At 29.8% G+C, this 24,019-nt stretch carries 18 protein-coding genes; 9 read left to right on the forward strand and 9 right to left on the reverse strand.

Features of this window, described 5'->3' with window-relative positions:
• Positions 1-73 precede the first annotated feature (73 nt).
• Positions 74-931, forward strand: a complete 858-nt coding sequence (locus LXD69_RS02985) for an AraC family transcriptional regulator (protein ID WP_246917458.1) — start codon at positions 74-76, stop codon at positions 929-931.
• Here the strand turns inward: LXD69_RS02985 and dusB are convergent.
• The 3 genes from dusB to LXD69_RS03000 form a co-directional block, all read right to left on the reverse strand.
• A complete protein-coding gene (gene dusB, locus LXD69_RS02990) occupies positions 913-1,908 on the reverse strand; it encodes a tRNA dihydrouridine synthase DusB (protein WP_246917461.1) in 996 nt (331 codons plus the stop codon). The two genes, LXD69_RS02985 and dusB, sit on opposite strands and share 19 nt — an antisense overlap.
• Before the next feature lie 241 nt (positions 1,909-2,149).
• The gene (locus LXD69_RS02995; RefSeq protein ID WP_045969134.1) at positions 2,150-2,524 is read right to left on the reverse strand and encodes a hypothetical protein; all 375 of its coding nucleotides are present in this window, start codon (positions 2,522-2,524) and stop codon (positions 2,150-2,152) included.
• Between the two features lie 31 nt (positions 2,525-2,555).
• Complete coding sequence (locus tag LXD69_RS03000) at positions 2,556-2,894, reverse strand: roadblock/LC7 domain-containing protein (protein ID WP_045969136.1); 339 nt, start codon at positions 2,892-2,894, stop codon at positions 2,556-2,558.
• Positions 2,895-3,245: 351 nt separating this feature from the next.
• On the opposite strand from LXD69_RS03000, the gene lepA reads away from it, so the two are divergent.
• Together lepA and LXD69_RS03010 are read left to right on the forward strand one after the other, a co-directional pair.
• Positions 3,246-5,042 carry a translation elongation factor 4 gene (lepA, locus tag LXD69_RS03005; protein WP_045969138.1) on the forward strand — a complete coding sequence of 599 codons (1,797 nt, stop codon included), beginning with the start codon at positions 3,246-3,248 and terminating at the stop codon, positions 5,040-5,042.
• 122 nt (positions 5,043-5,164) lie between these two features.
• The gene (locus LXD69_RS03010) at positions 5,165-9,331 is read left to right on the forward strand and encodes a T9SS type B sorting domain-containing protein (RefSeq protein WP_246917464.1); all 4,167 of its coding nucleotides are present in this window, start codon (positions 5,165-5,167) and stop codon (positions 9,329-9,331) included.
• Positions 9,332-9,384: 53 nt separating this feature from the next.
• Here the strand turns inward: LXD69_RS03010 and LXD69_RS03015 are convergent, their stop codons facing one another.
• A complete protein-coding gene (locus tag LXD69_RS03015; protein WP_045969142.1) occupies positions 9,385-10,635 on the reverse strand; it encodes an ABC transporter permease in 1,251 nt (416 codons plus the stop codon).
• Positions 10,636-10,981: 346 nt separating this feature from the next.
• Between LXD69_RS03015 and purH the strand changes: the two genes are divergently transcribed.
• Genes purH through rodA form a run of 6 tightly spaced genes read left to right on the forward strand, consistent with a single transcriptional unit; the run spans position 10,982 to position 18,112 of the window.
• Entirely contained in the window at positions 10,982-12,508 is a 1,527-nt protein-coding gene (gene purH, locus LXD69_RS03020) for a bifunctional phosphoribosylaminoimidazolecarboxamide formyltransferase/IMP cyclohydrolase (RefSeq protein ID WP_045969144.1), read from the forward strand.
• 56 nt (positions 12,509-12,564) lie between these two features.
• Positions 12,565-13,593 carry a rod shape-determining protein gene (locus tag LXD69_RS03025; RefSeq protein WP_045969146.1) on the forward strand — a complete coding sequence of 343 codons (1,029 nt, stop codon included), beginning with the start codon at positions 12,565-12,567 and terminating at the stop codon, positions 13,591-13,593.
• A gap of 9 nt (positions 13,594-13,602) precedes the next feature.
• Positions 13,603-14,427: a rod shape-determining protein MreC gene (gene mreC, locus LXD69_RS03030; protein WP_246917467.1), complete on the forward strand. Its 825-nt coding sequence runs from the start codon at positions 13,603-13,605 to the stop codon at positions 14,425-14,427.
• Position 14,428: 1 nt separating this feature from the next.
• Positions 14,429-14,932, forward strand: coding sequence for a hypothetical protein (locus tag LXD69_RS03035; RefSeq protein ID WP_045969150.1), 504 nt, complete (start codon positions 14,429-14,431; stop codon positions 14,930-14,932).
• Complete coding sequence (gene mrdA, locus LXD69_RS03040; RefSeq protein ID WP_045969152.1) at positions 14,929-16,851, forward strand: penicillin-binding protein 2; 1,923 nt, start codon at positions 14,929-14,931, stop codon at positions 16,849-16,851. The genes LXD69_RS03035 and mrdA overlap by 4 nt, the downstream gene beginning before the upstream one ends.
• A gap of 1 nt (position 16,852) precedes the next feature.
• Positions 16,853-18,112: a rod shape-determining protein RodA gene (gene rodA, locus LXD69_RS03045; RefSeq protein ID WP_045969154.1), complete on the forward strand. Its 1,260-nt coding sequence runs from the start codon at positions 16,853-16,855 to the stop codon at positions 18,110-18,112.
• Between the two features lie 10 nt (positions 18,113-18,122).
• Here the strand turns inward: rodA and LXD69_RS03050 are convergent, their stop codons facing one another.
• From LXD69_RS03050 to LXD69_RS03070, 5 genes are all read right to left on the reverse strand, one after another.
• Positions 18,123-19,094: a hypothetical protein gene (locus LXD69_RS03050; protein WP_045969156.1), complete on the reverse strand. Its 972-nt coding sequence runs from the start codon at positions 19,092-19,094 to the stop codon at positions 18,123-18,125.
• A gap of 5 nt (positions 19,095-19,099) precedes the next feature.
• Positions 19,100-19,957 carry a peptidase associated/transthyretin-like domain-containing protein gene (locus LXD69_RS03055; RefSeq protein WP_045969158.1) on the reverse strand — a complete coding sequence of 286 codons (858 nt, stop codon included), beginning with the start codon at positions 19,955-19,957 and terminating at the stop codon, positions 19,100-19,102.
• 46 nt (positions 19,958-20,003) lie between these two features.
• Complete coding sequence (locus LXD69_RS03060; RefSeq protein WP_045969160.1) at positions 20,004-20,249, reverse strand: hypothetical protein; 246 nt, start codon at positions 20,247-20,249, stop codon at positions 20,004-20,006.
• Between the two features lie 120 nt (positions 20,250-20,369).
• Positions 20,370-21,716 carry an HlyD family secretion protein gene (locus tag LXD69_RS03065; RefSeq protein WP_045969162.1) on the reverse strand — a complete coding sequence of 449 codons (1,347 nt, stop codon included), beginning with the start codon at positions 21,714-21,716 and terminating at the stop codon, positions 20,370-20,372.
• A 72-nt stretch (positions 21,717-21,788) separates the two neighbouring features.
• Positions 21,789-23,981 (reverse strand): peptidase domain-containing ABC transporter, encoded by a 2,193-nt coding sequence (locus LXD69_RS03070; protein ID WP_045969164.1) that lies wholly within the window; start codon positions 23,979-23,981, stop codon positions 21,789-21,791.
• Positions 23,982-24,019 lie beyond the last annotated feature (38 nt).

Raw genomic sequence — 24,019 nt, forward strand, 5'->3', positions numbered from 1 at the left:
CACAAATTTATCTCTCTTTCCTCTTTAAAAAATTGTAAAAATCTATTGTATATTTGTAAAAATCTATCCCAACATGAAACGGTTTAATAATTTTCATCCCTTCAATGTATTTTCTTTAGAATTAGAAATTTGGGAATTTGAGTTACATCAACATAACTTCTATGAATTAATCTTTATAGAAAAAGGAAAAGGTATTCACTTATTAAATGAAATATCATTTAAGTATAAAAAGGGAGATGTTTTTTTGATAACGCCAAATGATGCTCATGAATTTATAATTGAGAATAAAACTATTTTTACTTTTATTAAGTTTACTGAATTATTCTTTTCAAACTTATTAGAAATTAATAAACTTTTAATTTCTAATAATACTTTTGAAACAATTTTAAAACAAGATCATTTAAATGAGGGATGTGCTATTTGTGATAAAACTGATAAAAAACATGTTTTTTCACTTTTAAAAATAATTCAACATGAATTTTTAAATACCAGTATATTAAGTAAAGAAATAATTCAAAAGACTTTTTTTGCGGTAATGATGCTAATTGCTAGAAATAAAAATTCAGATTTTAATTCTTCTATAGTTTTAGATAAAGATACGGAGCGCTTAAATTCCATTTTATCTCACATAAGAACTTATGTTTTGGATAATGAAAAAATGAAATTAAAAAACATAGCTACTCAATTCCACTTATCACCTAATTATATAAGTATTTACATAAAAAAGCATACTGGAATTTCATTACAACAATATGTAATTAAAATGAAATTGAAATTAGCCGAAAAATTACTTGAAGAAAAAAAACTTAATATTAATGAAATTGCAACGAAGCTTGGTTTTAATGATTCTAGTCATTTTAATAAATTATTTAAAAACCACAGAGGCATAAGTCCTAGTGCTTTTTCAAAAGGTTATATTTCAAATTCATAATTTGAAAAAACTTCGTCTATTTCATCAAAAACGTCTAACAATTGATGCAAACCATCTGTTGTTACTAATTTTTGTTTATATTCTTTAAAATTATGGATTCCTTTAAAATAATTGGTATAATGTCTACGCATTTCAACAATTCCAACGCGTTCATTTTTCCATTCTACTGACCAAATTAGATGATTTTTAGCTGCTTCAATACGATCTTTCATTGTTGGTGCTGCCAAATGTTCTCCTGTTTTAAAGAAATGTTTAATTTCATTAAAAATCCAAGGATAGCCAATTGCTGCTCTCCCTATCATCATACCATCTAAACCAAATTTGTTTTTATACTCTAATGCTTTTTCTGGTGAATCTATATCTCCGTTTCCGAAAATAGGCATGGTAATTCTTGGATTATTTTTTACGCGAGCAATATGTGTCCAATCAGAATGACCCTTATACATTTGCGCTCTTGTTCTAGCATGAACTGTTAAAGCCTGTACACCAATATCTTGCAACCTTTCTGCAACTTCATCAATATTTATAGAATCTTCATCCCAACCTAATCGAGTTTTTACTGTAACTGGAAGAGAAGTACTTTTAATAACAGCTTTTGTTAAACGCACCATCAAATCTACATCTTTCAACACTCCTGCTCCTGCTCCTTTTGACACCACTTTTTTGACAGGACAACCAAAATTTATATCTACTAGATCTGGCTGAACGGTTTCAACAATTTTGGCACTTAATGCCATTGCTTCTTCATCTCCACCAAAAATTTGAATTCCTACTGGTCTTTCGTAATCAAAAATATCTAATTTTTGTTTACTTTTCATTGCATCACGAATTAATCCTTCTGACGAAATAAACTCAGAGTACATTAAATCTGCTCCATGTAGTTTACACAAACGACGAAAAGGAGGATCGCTTACATCTTCCATAGGAGCTAATAAAAGTGGAAAATCTGGTAATTCTATATTGCCAATTTTGGGCATTGTTCTATTATTTTTTTGCAAAAATACTAAAGATTGTTGAATAATAGCTATTTAATACTTTTTGAAAAGCATATTACTTAAAGAATAAGAGATTATATTCTATACAAAACTCTTTTAACTTTTAAAATTAGAGAAGAGTATACGTCCATTATCATTTATAAAAAAACCCCAAGAATTAAAACCCTTGGAGAATTAAAATTGACTAATTTAAACTATCAAAAGAGATTGTTTAAAAAGACATTTACATTTTAGATTCAATTTCCCTACTATATTTTTTCAACATCGCTCTAGTCATTCCTAGATTTGCTTTACTACTATCTACTGCAAGATAAATAAAGTACTCTTCATTTGCAGAAACACTAATTATATGTATTTGATTAGAAAGTGTAATCATAATATCCTCAATCTTTTCCTTAAGACCTAAGGCTTTTATTGCAGTCATTTTAGCCTTTACCACTTCAAGATTGTAAGCTGATGCTAATTCAGGGTCGAATGACGGCTGTATTGATAATGATTTATAAGACATTCCTGTTTTTACTTCAGTAACTGCAACGGCAATAAACCCAGCTACATTTGTTTTTAAATCTTCTACGAAAGTTGTTAAAAAATCTGACATAAAGTTGTTATATTTAGTTTATAAAAGTATTCTATTTATTAATAACCGAATCCATTGTTTTCATTAATAACCCTAATTTTGAACTATCTCTTGTAAAAGAAGCCAAATAGTAATCTCTATTAAATTTATTAATAATTATTAATCCATTGTTTGCATGAATTGTAATTTTATCCATATCCCCATAATCAAGGTTTTGAATAATTTCTTTACTCATAGTTGTAATCATACCTGACATTGCTGAATAATTACCATCATATTCAAAATCATTCGACTCAATTAAATCGCCATCAATATCAAATAGAAGTACATTTTCTACACCTGTATCTACTACTATGTTTTTTAAATCTTGTTTTGTGGGTCTACTACTCATAATAAAAAAGTTTTGTGTTAAAAATTTATTTATAGCCTAATATTAAATAAGTGTTTTAACAAAAATAGATTAAAATACTATTAAATAATGTTAAAAAACCATATATTTGATATATTAAAACTATAAAAATGAAAACTAAAAGCTTAAAAAAACTAAACAAGGAATTAAAGAAAAAATTAATAGAATTCAGGAAATATTCTATTGAAAATGGTCCAATAACTAAAAAAAAGGGGTTTTTCAAAAAGATTTTCAATTAATTCTATTTTCTAATATTATATTTGCAAATTATTGTTGGTATTATTTAATTTGATGTAGAGCAAATTGACCAACTATGACTATAATAAATTTGCAATGAAAAATATTAGAAACTTTTGTATTATTGCTCATATTGATCACGGGAAAAGTACTCTTGCTGATCGATTGCTTGCTGCTACGCAAACTGTGACTGCTCGTGAAGAAAAAGCACAGTTATTAGATAATATGGACCTTGAACGTGAGCGTGGAATTACTATTAAAAGTCACGCTATACAAATGAACTATAAACACAATGGAGAAGATTATATTTTAAATTTAATTGACACTCCAGGTCACGTGGATTTTTCATACGAAGTTTCTCGTTCTATTGCAGCTTGTGAAGGCGCTTTACTAATTGTAGATGCTGCACAAAGTATTCAAGCTCAAACAATTTCGAACTTATATTTAGCATTAGAAAATGATTTAGAAATCATTCCTGTTTTAAACAAAGTAGATTTACCTAGTGCTAACCCAGAAGAAGTAAGCGATGACATTATCGACTTATTAGGTTGTAAACTAGAAGACATTATCCATGCTTCAGGAAAAACTGGTTTTGGTGTTGATAAAATTTTAGAAGCTATCATTGAAAAAGTACCAGCGCCTAAAGGAAATCCAGACGAACCACTACAAGCCCTTATATTTGACTCTCACTACAATCCGTTTAGAGGAATTGAAGTAATTTTTCGTGTAAAGAACGGTGAAATTAAAAAAGGTCAAAAAATTAAATTCATGGCAACAGGCAATGAATATTTTGCCGATGAAGTAGGAACCTTAAAACTAAATCAAGTACCAAAAGATAAAATTTCAACAGGAGATGTTGGTTATTTAATTTCTGGAATAAAAGAAGCAAAAGAAGTAAAAGTTGGTGATACTGTGACTGATGCGAAAACGCCAACCACAAATATGATTACAGGATTTGAAGACGTGAAACCAATGGTATTTGCGGGTATTTACCCTGTAGACACTGAGGATTTTGAAGACTTACGTGCTTCCATGGAAAAACTCCAATTAAATGATGCTTCTTTAGTATTTGCTGCTGAAAGTTCGGCTGCATTGGGTTTTGGTTTCCGTTGTGGATTCTTAGGAATGTTACACATGGAAATTATTCAAGAGCGTTTAGAACGAGAATTCGACATGACAGTTATTACTACTGTTCCTAACGTTTCCTACCATGCCTTTACTAAAAAAGAGCCTGATACTATTCTCATTGTAAACAATCCTTCCGATTTACCAGAGCCTTCAAAATTAGATCGTGTAGAAGAACCATATATCAAAGCAACTATTATTACAAAATCTGATTTCGTAGGAAATGTAATGAGTCTATGTATTGAGAAACGTGGAATTATTACAAATCAAACCTATTTAACACCTGAGCGTGTTGAATTAAATTTTGATATGCCTTTAGCCGAAATTGTATTTGATTTTTATGATAGATTAAAAACAGTTTCAAAAGGATACGCTTCTTTCGATTATTCACCTATTGGAATGCGTGAATCAAAATTAGTAAAACTTGATGTTTTATTAAATGCTCAATCTGTTGATGCTCTTTCTGCTTTAATCCACGAAAGCAATGCCTATTATATTGGTAAAAAAATGTGTGAAAAATTGAAAGAATTAATTCCAAGACAACAATTTGACATTCCTATTCAGGCAGCAATTGGTGCTAAAATCATTGCTCGTGAAACCATAAAAGCATTAAGAAAAGATGTAACTGCAAAATGTTATGGAGGAGATATCTCTCGTAAACGTAAATTACTAGAAAAACAAAAGAAAGGTAAAAAACGAATGAGACAAGTAGGAAATGTAGAAATTCCTCAAGAAGCCTTTATGGCCGTTTTAAAATTAAACGATTAAATTATAATATTAACAAAAAGATTAAGACAAACCTACAACTTAATCTTTTTGTCTTTTTAAAAATAAAAATAATACCCTACCTTTACATAACTAAGTGATTTTCAGCACCCAAAGATATCATAATGAAAAATTTAACACTATTGCTATGGTTTTTACCATTAGTAACATATTCTCAATCAATAACGATTGACGATACTAGTAATTCTCCAAATCAACTGGTCGATTTATTATTAGGAAATTCATGTACAGATGTATCAAACATTTCCATTTCTTCCCCACAATCTATTGCTTATTTTAACAACAACGGATCTTCTTTCCCTATTAGCGAAGGTATTATTATAAGAAGTGGAATTGCTCGCCATTCAGCAGGATCGTACACTGGAAACAATCTAGATAGTCAAGAAAACAATTCTGGCGATTCAGATTTACAAGCTATTATTAACAATCTTGGACAATCTGGAAACATAACAGATGTAGCATATTTAGAATTTGATTTTATTCCTCTTTCATCAAATTTTAGTTTTGATTTTTTATTTGCGTCTAATGAATACGGACAATGGCAATGCGCTTCTTTCGATACTTTTGCTTTCTTTTTGACAGACTTAAACACAAATACTACAACAAATTTAGCGGTAATACCTAATACAAATACTCCAATTTCAGCATTAAACATCAGAGATCAAGCATATAACGGAAACTGTTTATCATCAAATAGTGGATTGTTTAGCACTTATAATGTCAACAATCCGAACTCAACGCTAAACATGAGAGGACACACAGTGGTAATGAATGCTTCTTCATCTGTTATCCCAAACACACCTTATAAAATAAGATTAGCTATAGGAGATTATCAAGATTCTCGTTTTGATTCCGCTGTATTCCTAGCTTCTGGAAGTTTTGTAACCACAATTGATCTTGGAATCGATAGTACAATTTGTAACGGAGACAACAGAACAATAACTTCTAATTTAGATGATACTGAGTTTACACATAGCTGGACTTTAAATGGAAATCTTTTATCAGAAACAAGCAATACCCTTACAGTTACACAAAGTGGATTATACGAAGTTACTGCTACAAAAACAGGAACAAATTGTATAATTACTGATGAAATTCGCTTTTTAGACCTACAAGTTAATACTCCAGAAAACCTAGTAGTATGTAATAATGGAAGTTTAAACTATAATTATGATTTAACAATAAACAATGAAATAAACTTAGGCATTGATGATGTCGTTTACGATATTGCATATTACAACTCTTTAACTGATGCTACGAATAATACAAATGCAATACCACAAACGCAATTATCAAATTACAATAGCGCAGGAAATGAAACAATCTATTTGTCATTATTAAACACTAATACGAATAATTTTTGTGATGCGATTTATACGTTTGACTTATTAGTTGACAATCCTATAACCATAAATGCCATTGATAATATTGAAACTTGTACTTCTTCAAGTGGATTTTCTACAAATTTAGTAGCAAACTCATTACAGAACAATCCTCATCTTTCACAAAATTACAATCTTTCTTTCTATCCAAGCCAAATAGAAGCTCAAACAGGAGGAAATGGAAGTTTTCCAAATCCAACAAATTACACTATTGGGTCAGGTATAAACACCCAAACTATTTGGGTAAGAGTTGAATCTTCAATAAACACAGAATGTTTCGGACTATCTAGTTTTGAAATCATTATTCATCCTTTACCACCTGTCGATACAATTGCCAGTGTTATTGAGTGCCATACCTATACACTACCAAATATTATAAATGGAAATTATTTTTCAGAACCAAATGGAACTGGAATAATGTACAACAATGGAGATAGTATAGATATTAGCGGAACTTATTATATTTTTAACGGTCCTGATGCAAATGGATGTACAAATGAATCTTCTTTTCAAGTAACACTAATAGATCAATACACCATTCCTCTTGAACATTGTGGTGAATTCATTATCCCTAATTCTCCTGCTGGATCATTTTACAGACAAGCTGGCGGACCAACAAATTCATCAAACGAACTTATCGAAACTGGAACAAGCATTACTAATAGTCAAACTATTTATTTTTATGCCGATGTAAATGAGACATTTTGTAAAGAAGAAGCCTTTCCTTTAATCATACATCCTCTACCTCAAGTAGATCAATTAAACGATGTAGTTACCTGTATGAGTTACACTTTAGAACCATTAACTAATGGAAATTATTTTAGTGCTCAAGGAACCCCTCTTAATGCAGGAGATTTCATTACAACTACTCAAACAATAACAATAGCAAATGGATCTGACAATAATGGCTGTAGTAATCAATCCAATTTTACCATATATATTATAAATAACATTGGAAATCAATCAAGTTGCGGAAGTTATACCTTACCAAATTTAGATGCTGGAAATTACTATACTGGTCCAAATGGAACCGGAACAGAAATCCCTTCTCAAACAGAAATAACAACTTCACAAACAGTTTACATATATGCAAGTACAAGCACTGTCCCAAACTGTACTGATAATATGTCTTTTGAAGTAACCATTTTACCTATACCTCCAGTAGACGAATTAGTCGATGTTATTGAATGTGATTATTATATTTTACCTACTCTTACAAATGGAAATTATTTCACAGAACCTAACGGACAAGGGAACATGTTAAATCCTGGTGATATCATTGATTTAACAGGAAACAATTATTCCCCTAGCACATATTACATATATACCCCTGCGAACAATGTTGGCTGTGACAACCAAAGCACATTTACAGTTACAATAAATCCACTACCACCTGTAGACACCGTAGGAGATTTATATTTTTGTGCACCTTATTCACTTCCTGATCCAATTAATGGTAATTATTATACTGAACCAAATGGCAATGGAATTCTCATTACACCTAATATGATATTTGAAGAAACTAAAAACTTTTACATTTACGCCATAGAACCTACAACCGGCTGTTTCACAAATATCCCCTTTACTGCTTATTATAATTTCATAGGACTTCCAGATTACAACAACGAAGCAAGCTGCGATAATTTTATATTACAACCATTAACTCATTCTCCTGAGTCTCCTGACAATTACAGTATTAATTACTATAGTCAACCAGGAGGAAATCCAGCAGATATTATTCAACCTTCTAACTACACATTAACTAATTCTCAAACAATTTATGTCTATGCGAGTAATGGAGATCGCTTCCCATGTACAGAAGAAAAAAGTTTTACTGTTACCATATCTCCTACTCCAAATTTAAACACACATCCTATTGATTTTTCAGCAATCAATGGAACGAATCATTGCAACTCCTTTTCATTACCAGCACTAGACTCTACTCCTTACACTATAAATTATTACAGTCAACCAGGAGGAAATCCAACAGATATTATTCAACCTTCTAACTATACTTTTTCGGTTAATCCAGGTTCAACTAGCGAAACATTTACTGTTTGGGTTTATGCTAGTGCAACCGACAACGTTAATTGTTTTGATGAACAACAATTTGAATTCACTATTCATCCTTTATCAACTTTTGAAGTAGAAAACGGAATAATTTGTGTACATCCAGAAACAGGAATTGTTGAAAATACAACAACACTTGAAGTAATAGAAAACTCTATTTTAAATAGCACCAACTACGATATTGAATGGTATTTAAATGGTGTATTAATGGGTAATGGATTTCAATATATTGCTAATCAAATAGGAACTTACGATGTAATTCCAATACGATTAAGTCCTGAAAATGCACCCGATTGTTCTTTTGCTCCTACTACAGCGACTGTTACTCAATCTAGTACTGCTATCGCTGAAGTAATTCTAACAAATGCATTCGAAGATGTTGCTATTGCCACAGTAATTATAAATCAAGGATTTGGCTCTTATGAATACCAATTAGATAATAATAATTTCCAAACCAACAATCAATTCTATGATATAAGCTCTGGAGATCATATCATTACAGTGAATGATATTCTTGGGAATTGTGGTGACACTAAAATCCACTTCACCGTAATTAAATATCCTAAGTTCTTTACTCCAAATGGAGATGGTTATAATGACCGATGGAATATATTTGATTTAGAAGAAGATTCAACTGCTATAATTTCTATTTTTGACAGATATGGGAAACTAATCAAACAGATATCTCCAACTAGTAAAGGATGGGATGGAACATACAATGGAACACCATTACCTTCAACCGATTATTGGTTTATTGTAAATTACACTCATAACGGTGAAAAAAGAGAATTTAAATCTCATTTCACTATGAAAAGATAATTAATTACAAAAAAAATGCTTAGAAGATTCTAAGCATTTTTTTTGTAATTAATCTACATTCCAGTCCTAATAGCTTCAACAGGATCTAGCTTAGAAGCTGAAATAGCAGGAACGATTCCCGATACAAGTCCTATAAAAATAGCTAAACCTGTACCTAACAGCATATTTTTAGCACTTAATATAAATTCAAAATCAACAGCAGCACTTAATCCCACTGCACACAACCAAACCAAAAACATTCCAACAAGTCCTCCAATTACTGATAGGATTATAGCCTCAAATAGAAACTGGAATAATATGAATTTATTTTTTGCCCCTAAGGCTTTTTGTATCCCTATAAGGTTTGTTCTTTCTTTTACAGAAACGAACATAATATTAGCAATTCCAAAACCACCAACCAATAATGAGAAAAAACTAATTCCCCATCCTACTGCATTCATTTGTCCAATAATATTATCAATAAAATCTGTAAATCCAGAAAGAACATTAATAAAAAAATTGTTTATTTCACCTGGTTTTATACTTCTAAAAGTTCTAAGTTTCTGAGTCAATTCTGCTTTAAATTCATCAATATCTATTCCTTTTTCAGGTTTAATTAATATTGCAGGCGTTAATGTTTTGTTATTATCACCATACATTCTTCTTAAAAAATTTACTGGTAAAAAAACCGCCACGTCATTACTGTCTCCAAATGTCGTTTCTCCTTGTTTTTTCAAGACTCCTATCACTGTTAACTTTTGACCATATAATCTAATTTTTTTTCCAATTGGATCCATATTGCCAAAAAGGCCAGTTGCCACTTCACTTCCGATTGTAATTACTGGAGCTCCTGAATTTGATTCGGACTCATTAAAATATCTACCACTTTCAATTTTTATAGGTTCAATATCAATAAATTCATTTGTTGAAGGTTTTACCCGAATAGAATTAACTGTTTTATCTTCATATTTAACATTCTCATTTCTTGTAAAAAGATTAAACGACATTTTATCAACTCCTTTTACCGATCTTCTCAAATAATCGTACTCTTCATAAGTGACATCAGGAAATTGCTGTCTTTTCCATCGAGGTATATCAGATGGTCCAAAAGAAAAACGAATTAAATAGATTGTATTTAAATCCATATCACTCAAGTCTTCCTTTATTTTTTTATCCATAGAATCCACTGCTGCCAACACTGCAATAATTGAAAAGATACCAATTGTAACCCCTAACAAGGACAAAAGTGTACGTAATTTATTGTTACGCAAAGCATTTAATGCAAAGCTTAAACTCTCTTTAAGTAATCGTAGATATAATAACATAATACAAAACTGATTCTCTTATTAGTAGAGCGAATTCCAAAAATGTTACAAAAAGGAATAGAAATAACATATCATAACCATTTTTTATAAAATAATACATCAATTGTATATTCTAAAAACAAAGCATATTTACATTAAAAAAGGCATTAAAAAGACATATTATTAGAACCAATAACACAAAACACTTTTACTTAACAACATACTGATTTTATGAGTGATTACACCAAAATTAATAACTTATCAAAAACCATTAAAAAGTATTTCAAAAAAAATCTATTTTCTCTTATTATATTCTTGAATCTTTTAATAAGTATAACTACTTTTGCAGCTTAAACAACGCAACACAATGAATACAACAAAAACAATTCAATCGGCATTAATTTCTGTATTTGATAAAACGGGATTAGAACCTATTGTTAAATCACTTCACAAAAACAATGTAATTATTTATTCAACAGGTGGAACAGAATCTTTCATAAAAGGATTAGGAATTCCTGTTGTTGCAGTAGAAGATGTTACTTCTTATCCTTCAATATTAGGTGGACGTGTAAAAACATTACATCCAAAAGTTTTTGGAGGGATTTTAAATCGTCAAGATAATCCAACTGACGTTGCACAAATGCAAGAATTTGAAATTCCACAAATTGATTTAGTTATTGTTGATTTATATCCATTTGAAAAAACAGTTGCAAGTGATGCTAGCGAGGCTGATATTATTGAAAAAATAGATATTGGAGGTATTTCTTTAATTAGAGCTGCTGCAAAAAACTTCAAAGACACTGTAATTGTTGCTTCTGTTGAAGAATATGCTTCTTTTTTAGATTTTTACACAGAAGGAAATGGAGCAACAACGTTAGAACAACGCAAATTACTAGCTACTAAAGCGTTTCATGTTTCTTCTAATTATGACACTGCTATATTTAATTATTTTAATACAGACGAAACTTATTTAAAAATAAGCATTGATAAAGGGCAAACACTACGTTATGGTGAAAACCCTCATCAAAAAGGATTCTTTTTTGGAGATTTTGACAAAATGTTCACAAAATTAAATGGAAAAGAGTTATCTTACAACAACTTATTAGATGTTGACGCTGCTGTAAATTTAATGAGCGAATTTAAATACGACCAACCTACTTTTGCAATTTTAAAACATAACAATGCTTGTGGAATTGCAACAAGAGGATCAATGAAAGAAGCTTATTTAGATGCCCTTGCAGGAGATCCTACTTCCGCATTTGGAGGTGTCTTAATTGCAAATGGGAATATTGATTTAGCTACCGCAGAAGAAATTCATAGTTTATTTTGCGAAGTAATTATAGCACCATCATACGACAAAGAAGCTATTGACTTATTAGAAGAGAAAAAAAATAGAATTGTATTAGTTATTAATGATATTCCTTTACCTGAAAAACAAGTACGAACATGTTTAAATGGAGTATTGGTTCAACATAAAGATAACATTACAGATACTAAAACACAACTAAAGAACGTTACTAATACTGAACCAACAGAAGAAGAAGTTGAAGACTTAATTTTTGCCTCTAAAATATGCAAACACACCAAGTCAAATACAATCGTTTTAGCCAAGAACAAACAACTTTGTGCATCTGGAACAGGACAGACATCTAGAGTTGATGCGCTAAGACAAGCTATTGAAAAAGCAACTTCTTTTGAATTTGATTTAACTGGATCTGTAATGGCAAGCGATGCTTTCTTCCCTTTCCCTGATTGTGTTGAAATAGCAAATAAAGCTGGAATAACAGCCGTTATTCAACCAGGAGGTTCAATAAAAGATGAATTAAGCATTAATTATTGTAATGAAAATAATGTAGCAATGGTATTTACAGGAACACGTCATTTTAAACATTAATTTTATTACATTTGTAAGTCACTAATATTTACTAATATAAAACCCTAAAAAAGCATATGGGATTTTTTGATTTCATGACCGAGGATATAGCAATTGACCTTGGAACCGCAAATACCTTAATCATTCACAACGATAAAGTTGTTATAGATAGTCCATCTATTGTTGCTCGCGACCGAATAACTGGAAAAATTATTGCAGTTGGTAAAGAAGCCAATATGATGCAAGGTAAAACACATGAAAACATTAAAACCATACGCCCTTTAAAAGATGGTGTAATTGCCGATTTTGATGCTTCGGAAAAAATGATAAGCATGCTTATAAAGAGCATTCCAGCATTAAAGAAAAAATTATTTACACCAGCATTACGAATGGTTATTTGTATTCCATCTGGAATTACTGAAGTTGAAATGCGTGCTGTAAAAGAATCCGCAGAACGTGTAAATGGAAAAGAAGTTTACCTAATCCATGAACCTATGGCTGCTGCAATCGGTATTGGTGTTGATATTATGCAACCAAAGGGAAACATGATAGTAGATATAGGTGGTGGAACAACTGAAATTGCTGTTATAGCACTTGGTGGAATTGTATGTGATAAATCAGTAAAAATTGCAGGAGATGTTTTCACCAATGATATTATTTATTATATGAGAACACAGCACAATTTATTTGTAGGAGAAACTACTGCTGAGAAAATAAAAATTCAAATAGGAGCTGCTACTGAGGATTTAGATAGTCCTCCAGAAGAAATGTCTGTTCAAGGACGTGATTTATTAACAGGAAAACCTAAACAGGTTGATGTTTCATATAGAGAAATAGCCAAAGCACTTGATAAGTCTATTCAGAGAATTGAAGATGCTGTAATGGAAACATTATCTCAAACACCTCCAGAACTAGCAGCCGACATCTACAATACTGGTATTTATTTAGCTGGTGGTGGCTCAATGTTAAGAGGATTAGATAAACGAATATCCATAAAAACAGACTTACCAGTTTATATTGCAGAAGATCCATTAAGGGCAGTTGTAAGAGGAACAGGAATAGCATTAAAAAACCTAAACAAGTACAAAAGTATTCTTATAAAATAAAAATAATCCATGCAGCAAATAGTATATCTTTTTATAAAAAACAGCCATCGATTGCTGTTTTTGCTGCTTTTAGGTATTTCTTTTGCCTTAATAATAAAATCTCACTCATATCATAGAAGTGAATATATTAATAGCGCAAACAGCATTACTGGCGGTATTTACAATGAAATTAATGCTGCTAAAGAATATTTAAGCTTAAAAGAGAAGAACACCATACTAGCAGAAGAAAATGCTCGTTTAAAAGAAATTCTTTTTAATAAAAAAGACACACTATTAGATTTAAAAACTATTGCTCATGAAGGTGTTGATTTTTATTCTGTAACGAAAGCCAAAGTAATTAAAAACTCTTATAATGTTAGAGAAAATTACCTTACTCTTAATGCTGGTAAAAAAGATAGTATTAAAAACAATATGGGTGTTATAAATGAAAGAGGAGTTGTAGGTCTTATTGAAAAAACATCTAATAAATATGCAACGGTAATTAGTATCCTAAATACAAAACTAAAAATCAATGCAAAAATTAAAAACTCCGATCATTTTGGAACACTAACTTGGGATGGTAAAAATACTGGATATGTTCAATTAGTGGATGTCCCTAGATTAGCTTCTATCAAGAAAGGAGATTCTATTGTAACAGGTGCAGAATCTGATATTTTTCCAGAAAACATACCTATTGGAAAAATTGACAAAGTTTTTATAGATACTAAGACTAACTATTACACTATTAATGTTAGAATTTTTAATGATATGACAGCATTAGGTTACGTATATGTAATTGAAAATAAAAACAGACTAGAAAAAGAAAAACTAGAAAAAGAAACAATATCCAAATAAATTGAATAATACTATTTTAAACATAATTCGTTTTGTGATTTTATTATCCTTACAAGTCCTTATTTTTAATAATATTGACTTATTAGGCTATATTAATCCTTATCCATATGTATTATTCATTTTGCTATATCCTGTTAACGGAAATAAGAATATTCTTTTAATTAGCAGTTTCATGTTAGGACTTCTTCTTGATATGTTTTGTAATTCAGGAGGTATACATGCAATGGCATCATTAATTTTAGCATTTGTTAGGCCTAGTTTGTTTCGTTTTTCATTTGGATTAAGTTATGAGTATCAAACTGTAAAAATTGCCGATAAAATTTCTACGGAAAGAATTACCTTTATCTTGTTCTCAATTTTTATTCATCACTTCGTTTTATTCACATTTGAATTGTTTAGAATTAATTTATTTTTCGATATAATATCTAGAACTTTACTAACTACTCTATTAACATTTGCATTCTGTTTACTAATTATTTATTTAATAAAACCAAGTAAGCGATGAGAAAGATTATACTTCCTTTAATCATTATAATTACTGCAATTATATTAATTGCACGTATTTTCTATTTACAAGTAATTAACGACTCTTTAAAGCTTCAATCTGAAAACAATGCCATAAAAAAAGTTTTTGATTTTCCAGAAAGAGGGTATATCTATGATCGAAACGGTAAACTTTTAGTAGCAAACCAACCTTCGTATGATATTATGGTTGTTCCTAGAGAAATGAAAAACATTGATACATTAGACTTATGTAATTTATTAAATATTACCAAAGAAGACTTTATTAAAAAAATTAAAAAGGCTATTGTATATAGCCCAAGACTTCCTTCTGTATTTCTATCACAGTTAAACAAAAAAGAATACGCTGCTTTTCAAGAAAAAGAACGAAAATTTGAAGGTTTTTATACCCAAAAACGAGCTTTAAGAGATTATCAAGTTAAAGAAGGTGCTAATATTTTTGGTTTTATTACTCAAGTAAATGAAGGAATTATAGCCAAGAATCCATATTATAACAGTGGAGACTTGATAGGTAGACAAGGAGTAGAACAAGAATATGAAGAGATTCTTAGAGGTGTAAAAGGTATAAAATACTTACTTAGAGACAAACACAATAAAATCATTGGTCCATATAAAAACGGAAAGTTCGATACTATCTCACAACAAGGAAAAGATTTAACTTTAACTATTGACAGTGAACTTCAAAAGTATGGCACCGATTTAATGATTAACAAGCGTGGTGGTATTGTTGCTATTGAACCTAAAACAGGCGAAATTTTAGCTTTAGTTTCCGCACCTACTTATGACCCAGCTTTACTTGTAGGAAGACAACGTTCTAAAAACTATACTGAATTATATCATGATTCTATTGCAAAACCATTATATGACAGAGGCTTACAAGCCCAATATCCTCCAGGCTCTCCTTTTAAAATTATTACTGGATTAATAGGCTTACAAGAGGAAGTTATAGATGAAGAAACTGGATTTGTTTGCCATCGCGGATTTAGTTATGGAAGAGGAGCATTCATGAAATGTCACGATGCTGGAATTTCCAAACTCAACAATGGTATATACCAGTCTTGTAACACTTATTTTGCAAATGTTTTCAAAAGAAGTATTGACAAATACCCTAACCCTAGTATGAGCATAGATAAATGGGCTGAACATGTGAAAAGTTTTGGATTAGGAGAGTTTCTTGGAACTGATTTACCTATTGGAGCCAAAGGATTAATTCCAACATCTAAAACATACCAAAGAGCTTATCCAAATGGAGGGTGGAGAAGCACAACCATTATTTCAAATTCAATAGGACAAGGAGAAATATTAACAACCCCATTACAACTTGCAAACATGATGGCAGTTGTTGCCAACAAAGGATATTATTACACACCTCATATTGTAAAAAACATAAAAGGAAGTGAATTAGACAAGAAGTACACAACAAAACATGAAAGCACCATTGATCCAAAATATTTTGAACCAATGATAGAAGGCTTAGCTAATGTTTACAACTCTCCTGGAGGAACAGCACGTACCCTTAAAGTAAAAGACATGGAAATTTGCGGAAAGACAGGAACAGCCGAAAATAAAATAAGAGTTGCTGGGAAAACCTACCAATTAAAAGACCATTCTATTTTTGTGGCTTTTGCTCCAAAAGAAAACCCAACAATTGCAATTGCTGTATTTGTAGAAAATGGATATTGGGGGACTAGATGGGCTGGCCCTATTGCTACATTAATGGTTGAAAAATATATAAACAAAAAAATTACTAGAAAAGATTTAGAAACAAGAATGCTAAATGGTTCTTTACAAGATGAGTATAAAAAAATTGAAAACATTATTCGTCAACGTTTTCCCGAACCTTCAAAAGTAGAAGATTCAACAACAAAAACTATAGCTAGAAAAGAAGAGGTAGTAAATTAAGATGAGAAATCAAAGCATAGGAAATAGTATCGATTGGATTACAATATTACTTTACATAACATTAGTAATAATGGGCTGGATGACTATTTATTCGGCTTCATTGCCGCTTGAAGAAACATCCATTTTTGACACCAGTCAAACATACGGAAGACAAATGCTTTTTATCATTTTAAGTGTTCCACTTATCTTTATTTTATTGTTTATAGATGCTAAAATATTTGAGCGACTCTCTTTTGTTTTTTATGGACTTGGAATTGTCCTTTTATTAGGATTATTCGTTTTTGGTTCTACTATAAAAGGACAAACGAATTGGTATAAATTTGGCGGATTTGGTTTTCAACCTTCAGAGTTTGTCAAAACAGGTACGGCACTTCTATTAGCGAAATATTTGAGTTACTCACAGATAAATTTAAAATACACAAAGCATCAATTCATTGCATTAGGCATTATAATATTGCCTATTTTTTTAATTTTACTTCAACCTGATGCAGGAAGTGCTATGATTTTTTTATCTCTTATTTTTGTTTTAAATAGAGAAGGTCTTCCTAGTTGGTATTTATTTTCAGGATTTTCTGCCATTGTATTATTCTTTGTTGCATTATTAATTCCTCCCATTTATATTGTAATAGGTATCTCTGTTTTAATGATTCTTCATTATTTAAAGAACAAAAGAATAAGTAGAAATCCCATTCTTTATACTTTCTTATTTATTATTATTTCTGGTTTCGTTTTCTCTGTAAACTACGTTTATAATAATGTATTAGAACCACATCAAAAAGACCGAATTGATGTACTTATAGGAGGAGATAATGTAGATCTTAAAAAAGAAGGTTATAATTTAAACCAATCCATGATTGCTATTGGCTCTGGTGGATTAACAGGCAAAGGTTATTTAGAAGGCACTCAAACAAAAGGTGGTTTTGTTCCAGAGCAACATACTGATTATATTTTTACAACTGTAGGAGAAGAATGGGGTTTTGTAGGATGTACAGTGGTTATTATCTTATTTGTAATTTTATTATTAAGAATCCTTTTTCTAGCAGAAAAACAAAAAACGAAGTTTAGTCGGGTTTATGGCTATTGCGTTGCGACTTATTTATTTACCCATTTTTTTGTAAATATAGCCATGCTAATTAAGCTTTTCCCTACAATAGGTGTTCCACTTCCTTTTTTCTCTTATGGAGGCTCTAGTTTATGGGCTTTTACAATTATGCTATTTGTATTTATTAAGTTAGACGCTAATAAAGTAAATGAGTGGTAAATATTATTGTTTATTTGTATAATAATATTTTATACCCTATAGGCACTTTTAATCTTTTATTAATTGTTTCTTTATTTTTATTCCTAAAATTATAATCATCTATAGTGTGCCAATTCTTTGAATTTGAAAATTCATATCTTAAATATGAAATATCACTTTCTGTTTCTTCTAAAGGCAATAAAGGCATTAAGTTTTTTGATATTTTTTTAACTTCACCATTATAATTAACTATTTCATAAGGCAATTCTAGAATTAAATTTTTATATTCATCAACTCTTCCTATAAATTTAATACTAACAAATAAACCTCCATTTGGCAAAGGAATAGGGTCTTGAAAATCAATTTCAAAACTATCTTTCCTCAATTCATTTGAATTAATAATTTTATACATTGACATTTCTTTTAGTTCTTCAAAAGGCTTCCCGTTTATCACACTATACACCGTTATTTTTAGCAAATTATTAAAATCTTTCACCATTAATTTTTGCTTTTTATCTTTAAACTCAAAACTTGTATTTATATAAGGAACTTGTATTGATTTTAATACAATATCAAATGTTTCTTTATTCTCCAAATAAAAACAAACTTCAAGACCCATTGAAGGAACTATAGATTTTTGATAGTCACTGTGATTATTACACTTTTTTATTTTCTCTTTTCCAATTTTAGCTATTTTATTTTTTTTAACAACAAAAACTTCGTCTAAAAAATTTTCTTTCAGTTCTAAAAAAATTGTATCCTTTATTTCATTCTTAATTAATGTTTGCGACTTATAGTTTAAATGTGATACCATAAATTTTTCAGGCAAAATAACATAATCAATATATCCATCTTCACCTGAATAAATACCATATCCATTCAAAAAATCTATAGACGCATACTCTATTGGTAATTTGTCATTCTTATCACATAAAACAACCATAGTTGATTGAGTAAACAATAAATTACTAAACATCAATAAAAATACTATAACTAATTTCATATTTTCTATTTAAAATAAATGTTTAATTTCAAAATCTGCTTATTTTTTTTACTATAGATTGGCTCAAACCATTCACTAAACTCTTTATTATTTTGTGTTCTATATCGGAGAATTTCCTTTAACTGAAGTTTCTTTTTAACATTAACAGCTTTAAATTTAGGTTTAATAATGTTCTTGGATCCCAAACTCACCTTATTTAGAAAGTCTATTATAACAAATACACCCTTCTCATCAAACAAAATCTCTTCATCTTTTAAAAATACTTTTATTTTTTTTGAAAATTTTTGATTAATTACTATTTCTTTAGTATTAAGCTTTTGAAAAGGAAGTAATAAACTATCAGCATTCCAAATCTCAACATTAAAACTTATTGAATCACTCTCTTTGACGTTTTTATTAACTAATTCAAAGAGAATACTCGATATCTTTAAATTAAAATCATCAGCATTATTTGGCAAATAAATACCTACCTGAAATTTCTCTGGATAAGAAACTCCTGTATTAAAATTAATTCCTCTTCTATCATTTAAAGAATATTTAAAAGATTTAGGATTTGATTTTACAATTACTTCTTTTAAGTTAATAGAATTAGGTTGAAGAAAAACCACTAATGAATCTCTAATCATTTTTTTACAAATAATAACCTTAGACTTATAACCTATATGCGAAATAATCATAGTAGACTTTTCTTTGTCTGTTTTAATTATAACCTTACCATTTCCATCTGAAATAGAGACTTTATTTTCTTCATTAATTAAATGTACCCCTTCAATTGGACTAAAAGTAATACTATCTCTTATTATAAAAAAATCTTGACAAAAAAGTGATGAATAAAAAAATAAAAAAAATATTAATATTTTCATAGAAAAAGATTGTAGTAGCTATATATAGCTACTACAATTAAAAATTTTATACACATCCAAATTCTGCACCAACTGGACAAGGACCTGTTGTCTGTTCCCAACTACCAACACCAATGCCTAAAAATGTTGGTCTAACTTCCCAAGTACACTCAAAAGCAGTAACTCCTCCGTTATACTCCATAATATTCCCTGTACACTGTACATTTCTAACTTTAATTCCAGCAACTACATTCTTTTGTTCAATTTTAGTTAAAACTTGAACTCCTTCTAAATCTAAAATTTGTTTTTTCATGTTTATTTGTAATAAAAATTTAAAAATACTCAATCATTTATACCAGTTGAGTCTCTGGCATTTAATACTTAAACGCAAATCAACATCTCTTATTGCCTACATAATAACAAATAACAATTACTACTCATCCTTAACCACCTTAGATTTTCTTCCAAATACATCTCTAAACTGATAGAAGAATCGTTCTATTAATCGTAAATCTTCTGTTACAATGTCTGCTGTTCCTGTCATTTCTTGCTGAAATATTATTTTCTTATCATAAGAAGTATCTAATCCGTTAGGTAGTGAAACATCAATTAATAAATTCCCTTCATTATCTGGTGTTGCCGAAATATTATGCACTTCTCCTTTTATGATTCCAAACTCTCTATCTGGAAAATTTGCTAGTCTAATATTTACAGGTTGACCTACTTTAATCTTTCCAGAATTTTGAGCTAACGCTTTAACCTTGCCTACATATACATTTTGCTCTACTGGCACAACAGAAAAAACTTGATCTCCAGCATTCACTGTTTGATTTTCTGCCCATAATTGCAAAAAGGAAACCTTCCCTTTTATTGAAGTTCTTAATACATAATTTAATTCCCAATCTTTAATTGCTTTTTTCAATTGAAAAAAAGATTGAATTACATTTCGTTCTAAGTTAATAGCGTCTTTTGTAGAGTTAATAACTGTTGTTTGACTATTTCTATTTAACTCATTAAGAGATGACTTTAATTGAGATATTGAGCTTAATAAGTTTTTATAGTTTTTTTGTGACTGCAAGTATGCTAATTTTTGCTTTTCAAATTCTTGAGCAGCAATAACTCCTTTTTTATAGAGCTTTTCATAACGATCCATATCGCTTTTTTGAAGCTCTAATTCCGATTGATTAATACTACTTTGTGATTCTAACAAAGATAAACGCTCACTTAATTGTCTAGCTTCAAAACTTTGTGCTGATGTTTCAACCTGATAAGGTTTTAATTTTTTCTGTAATTCATCTGCACTATATTCCTTCTGAAAAATTGAATATTGACTTTCAATATCTCCTAATTGAGAAAATTTAATCTTCTCAAAAGGAAAAGGAGTTGTATTAATGTTTATGGTATCCATAATACTCTTCAGTACAAAAACATCTTTATAATTAGCCGAGTTTTCAATTACTGCTAATGGTGCGTGTTTTTCAAGAATATCATTGTCTTTTACTAAAATGGCTTCAATTCTTCCAGAAGTACGAGCCATTAATTTTTCTGGTGGTACTAATGTTGTAATTGTTATTTGAGTTGAATTAATATCTGGATATTTTATAAAATATGAAAACAACAATACTAGTAATAGGATTATTAGTATTACCAAATTTCCCCATCTTATCATCCAATGTGGAATTCTAGTAAGAATTTCTTGCACTTGTTCACTTCTCAATTCCACTTCTTGGATTGGAAGGTTTGCATCTGAAGGTTGAGTATCTAAATTACTATTTGGCATTTTATTTTTTTAATTTTTAAGAAATACTTTCAAAAAGCGTTGGCTATTAGCAATAAAAAGAATTTACAATATTTATGTTCCCAACTGCAATTGATTTTTCACCAATTCAAAGTAACTTCCTTTTTTAGCAATTAATTCTTGATGATTCCCTGTCTCAATGATCTTTCCTTTTTCTAAAACTACAATTTGGTCTGCATTTATTACCGTACTTAGACGATGCGCAATTACAATTACGGTTTTATCTTTAAAGAAAATATTTAGTTTTTCCATTATTTCTTTTTCATTATTTGAATCTAAAGCACTAGTGGCTTCGTCAAAAAACAACATTTCAGGATTTTTATAAACGGCTCTTGCTATTAAAAGTCTTTGTTTTTGACCTGTACTTATTCCTATTCCTTCTGTACCAATTTTTGTATTGTATCGAAGTGGATAATCATCAATAAAATCTTTAATATTGGCTACATTTGCAGCATAATTTAATCGATCTTTATCAATTATATCAACGCCAATAGCAATATTATTTGCAATTGAATCGCTAAAGATAAATCCTTCTTGCATAACCGAACCTACATGATTTCTCCATGCTTTCTGAGATAGATTATTCAGAGACGACTTTCCTAATAGAATATCACCCTCACTAGGTTCATAGAATTTCAACAATAGTTTCATAAGAGTAGTTTTCCCACTACCACTTGTCCCTACAATTGCTGTGATCTTTTTTGCAGGAATAGTCATATTCAGCTCATGTAATACATTGGTATCTGATCCCATGTATCTAAATGACAAATCTTTTATAATAATATCTTCATCATTTGTAACTTCTGTCATTTTCTCTCTTTCATCTTGAACCTCATCGTCCATATCGTGAATTTCTGACAGCCTAGCTAATGATATTTTAGCATCTTGCAATTCTCTAATAAAACTTATTAATTGAACAATTGGTCCATTTAAACTACCAACGATACTTGTTATCGCCATCATTTCCCCTATTGACAAATCGCCATTAATTACTGAAATTGCAGACAAGAAAATAATGAAAATATTTTTAAGCTCGTTTATAAAGTTTGAACCGATACTTTGTGTTTGTTCTAGCACTAATCCTTTTAAAGATACTTTAAAAAGTCGAGCTTGAATATATTCCCAACCCCATCTTTTTTGCTTTTCTGCATTATGAAGTTTTATTTCTTGCATTCCATTAATAAGTTCAATTACTTTACTTTGCTCTTGACTTACTTCTGAAAATCGTTTATAATCGAGAATTTCCCTTTGTTTTAAAAATAAAATTACCCAAAGAAAATACAAAAAACTTCCTACAAAAAACACTGCAAAAATACTCAAGTTATAATAGGCTAAAACTCCTCCCATTATAATCATATTTATAAAAGAGAATAACACACTCAAAGACGAAGTGGTTAAAATTCTTTCTATTCTATGGTGATCATTTATCCTTTGCATAATATCTCCTGTCATTTTCACATCAAAATAAGAAATAGGGAGATTCATTAATTTGATGAAGAAATCAGAAATTAATGAAATATTAATACGGGTTGATAAATGGAGTAATATCCAACTTCTAATAAGCTCTAATGCGGTTTTACCAAAAAACAAAAATAATTGCGCTAAAAGCACTAGATATATAAAGTGAATATTTTGATTTTGGATTCCAACGTCAACAACACTCTGCGTTAAAAATGGAAAGATAAGTTGTAACAAACTACCTGCAAATAATCCTATCGCAAGTTGAACAATAAATGATTTATACTTTAAGACATATTTTGATAATATCCCGAAACCGTATGCTTTCTTTTCTTCTAAATCAAATTCAGATTCAAAGAAATTAGGAGTTGTTTCTAATAATAAAGCAATCCCTTCTTCTGTTTTTCTATCTGCATTATTCCCTATCCAAAATTTTAGAAATTCTTTTTCGGTATATTCTATTAATCCTATTGCTGGATCAGAAACATAGTACTTCCCTTTTTTAATTTTGTATAATACTACATAATGATTATTGTTCCAATGTAATATACAAGGTAATGGCGCTTCTTCTATCTTCTCAAGAGATATTTTAACGCCTAATGAGCGAAAACCAATTTGTTCAGAAGCATCACTAAGAGTAAGTAAATTACTCCCTTCTCGTGTGGTTTCTGAAAGTTCTCGTAATTTTTGAGTATTAAGTGTTCTACCGTAATGTTTAGCTATTATCTTTAAGCATGTAGGCCCACAGTCTTTGCTTTCTGTCTGTGTATAATGAGGAAATTTTTTCAAAATTTGTTTATAGTTTTTACAAAAATAATTAAAAAAAG

It is taken from the genome of Flavobacterium sediminilitoris (genome assembly GCF_023008245.1).
Taxonomy (GTDB): Bacteria; Bacteroidota; Bacteroidia; order Flavobacteriales; family Flavobacteriaceae; genus Flavobacterium; species Flavobacterium sediminilitoris.

Coding starts and splice junctions, on each gene's coding strand:
- LXD69_RS03010 (WP_246917464.1), top strand. CDS start 5,165: ATGAAAAATTTAACACTATTGCTATGGTTTTTACCATTAGTAACATAT.
- mrdA (WP_045969152.1), top strand. CDS start 14,929: ATGAGAAAGATTATACTTCCTTTAATCATTATAATTACTGCAATTATA.
- LXD69_RS03025 (WP_045969146.1), top strand. CDS start 12,565: ATGGGATTTTTTGATTTCATGACCGAGGATATAGCAATTGACCTTGGA.
- purH (WP_045969144.1), top strand. CDS start 10,982: ATGAATACAACAAAAACAATTCAATCGGCATTAATTTCTGTATTTGAT.
- LXD69_RS03015 (WP_045969142.1), bottom strand. CDS start 10,635: ATGTTATTATATCTACGATTACTTAAAGAGAGTTTAAGCTTTGCATTA.
- LXD69_RS03065 (WP_045969162.1), bottom strand. CDS start 21,716: ATGCCAAATAGTAATTTAGATACTCAACCTTCAGATGCAAACCTTCCA.
- LXD69_RS03000 (WP_045969136.1), bottom strand. CDS start 2,894: ATGAGTAGTAGACCCACAAAACAAGATTTAAAAAACATAGTAGTAGAT.
- lepA (WP_045969138.1), top strand. CDS start 3,246: ATGAAAAATATTAGAAACTTTTGTATTATTGCTCATATTGATCACGGG.
- rodA (WP_045969154.1), top strand. CDS start 16,853: ATGAGAAATCAAAGCATAGGAAATAGTATCGATTGGATTACAATATTA.
- LXD69_RS03050 (WP_045969156.1), bottom strand. CDS start 19,094: ATGAAATTAGTTATAGTATTTTTATTGATGTTTAGTAATTTATTGTTT.
- LXD69_RS02985 (WP_246917458.1), top strand. CDS start 74: ATGAAACGGTTTAATAATTTTCATCCCTTCAATGTATTTTCTTTAGAA.
- LXD69_RS02995 (WP_045969134.1), bottom strand. CDS start 2,524: ATGTCAGATTTTTTAACAACTTTCGTAGAAGATTTAAAAACAAATGTA.
- LXD69_RS03060 (WP_045969160.1), bottom strand. CDS start 20,249: ATGAAAAAACAAATTTTAGATTTAGAAGGAGTTCAAGTTTTAACTAAA.
- dusB (WP_246917461.1), bottom strand. CDS start 1,908: ATGCCCAAAATTGGCAATATAGAATTACCAGATTTTCCACTTTTATTA.
- mreC (WP_246917467.1), top strand. CDS start 13,603: ATGCAGCAAATAGTATATCTTTTTATAAAAAACAGCCATCGATTGCTG.
- LXD69_RS03055 (WP_045969158.1), bottom strand. CDS start 19,957: ATGAAAATATTAATATTTTTTTTATTTTTTTATTCATCACTTTTTTGT.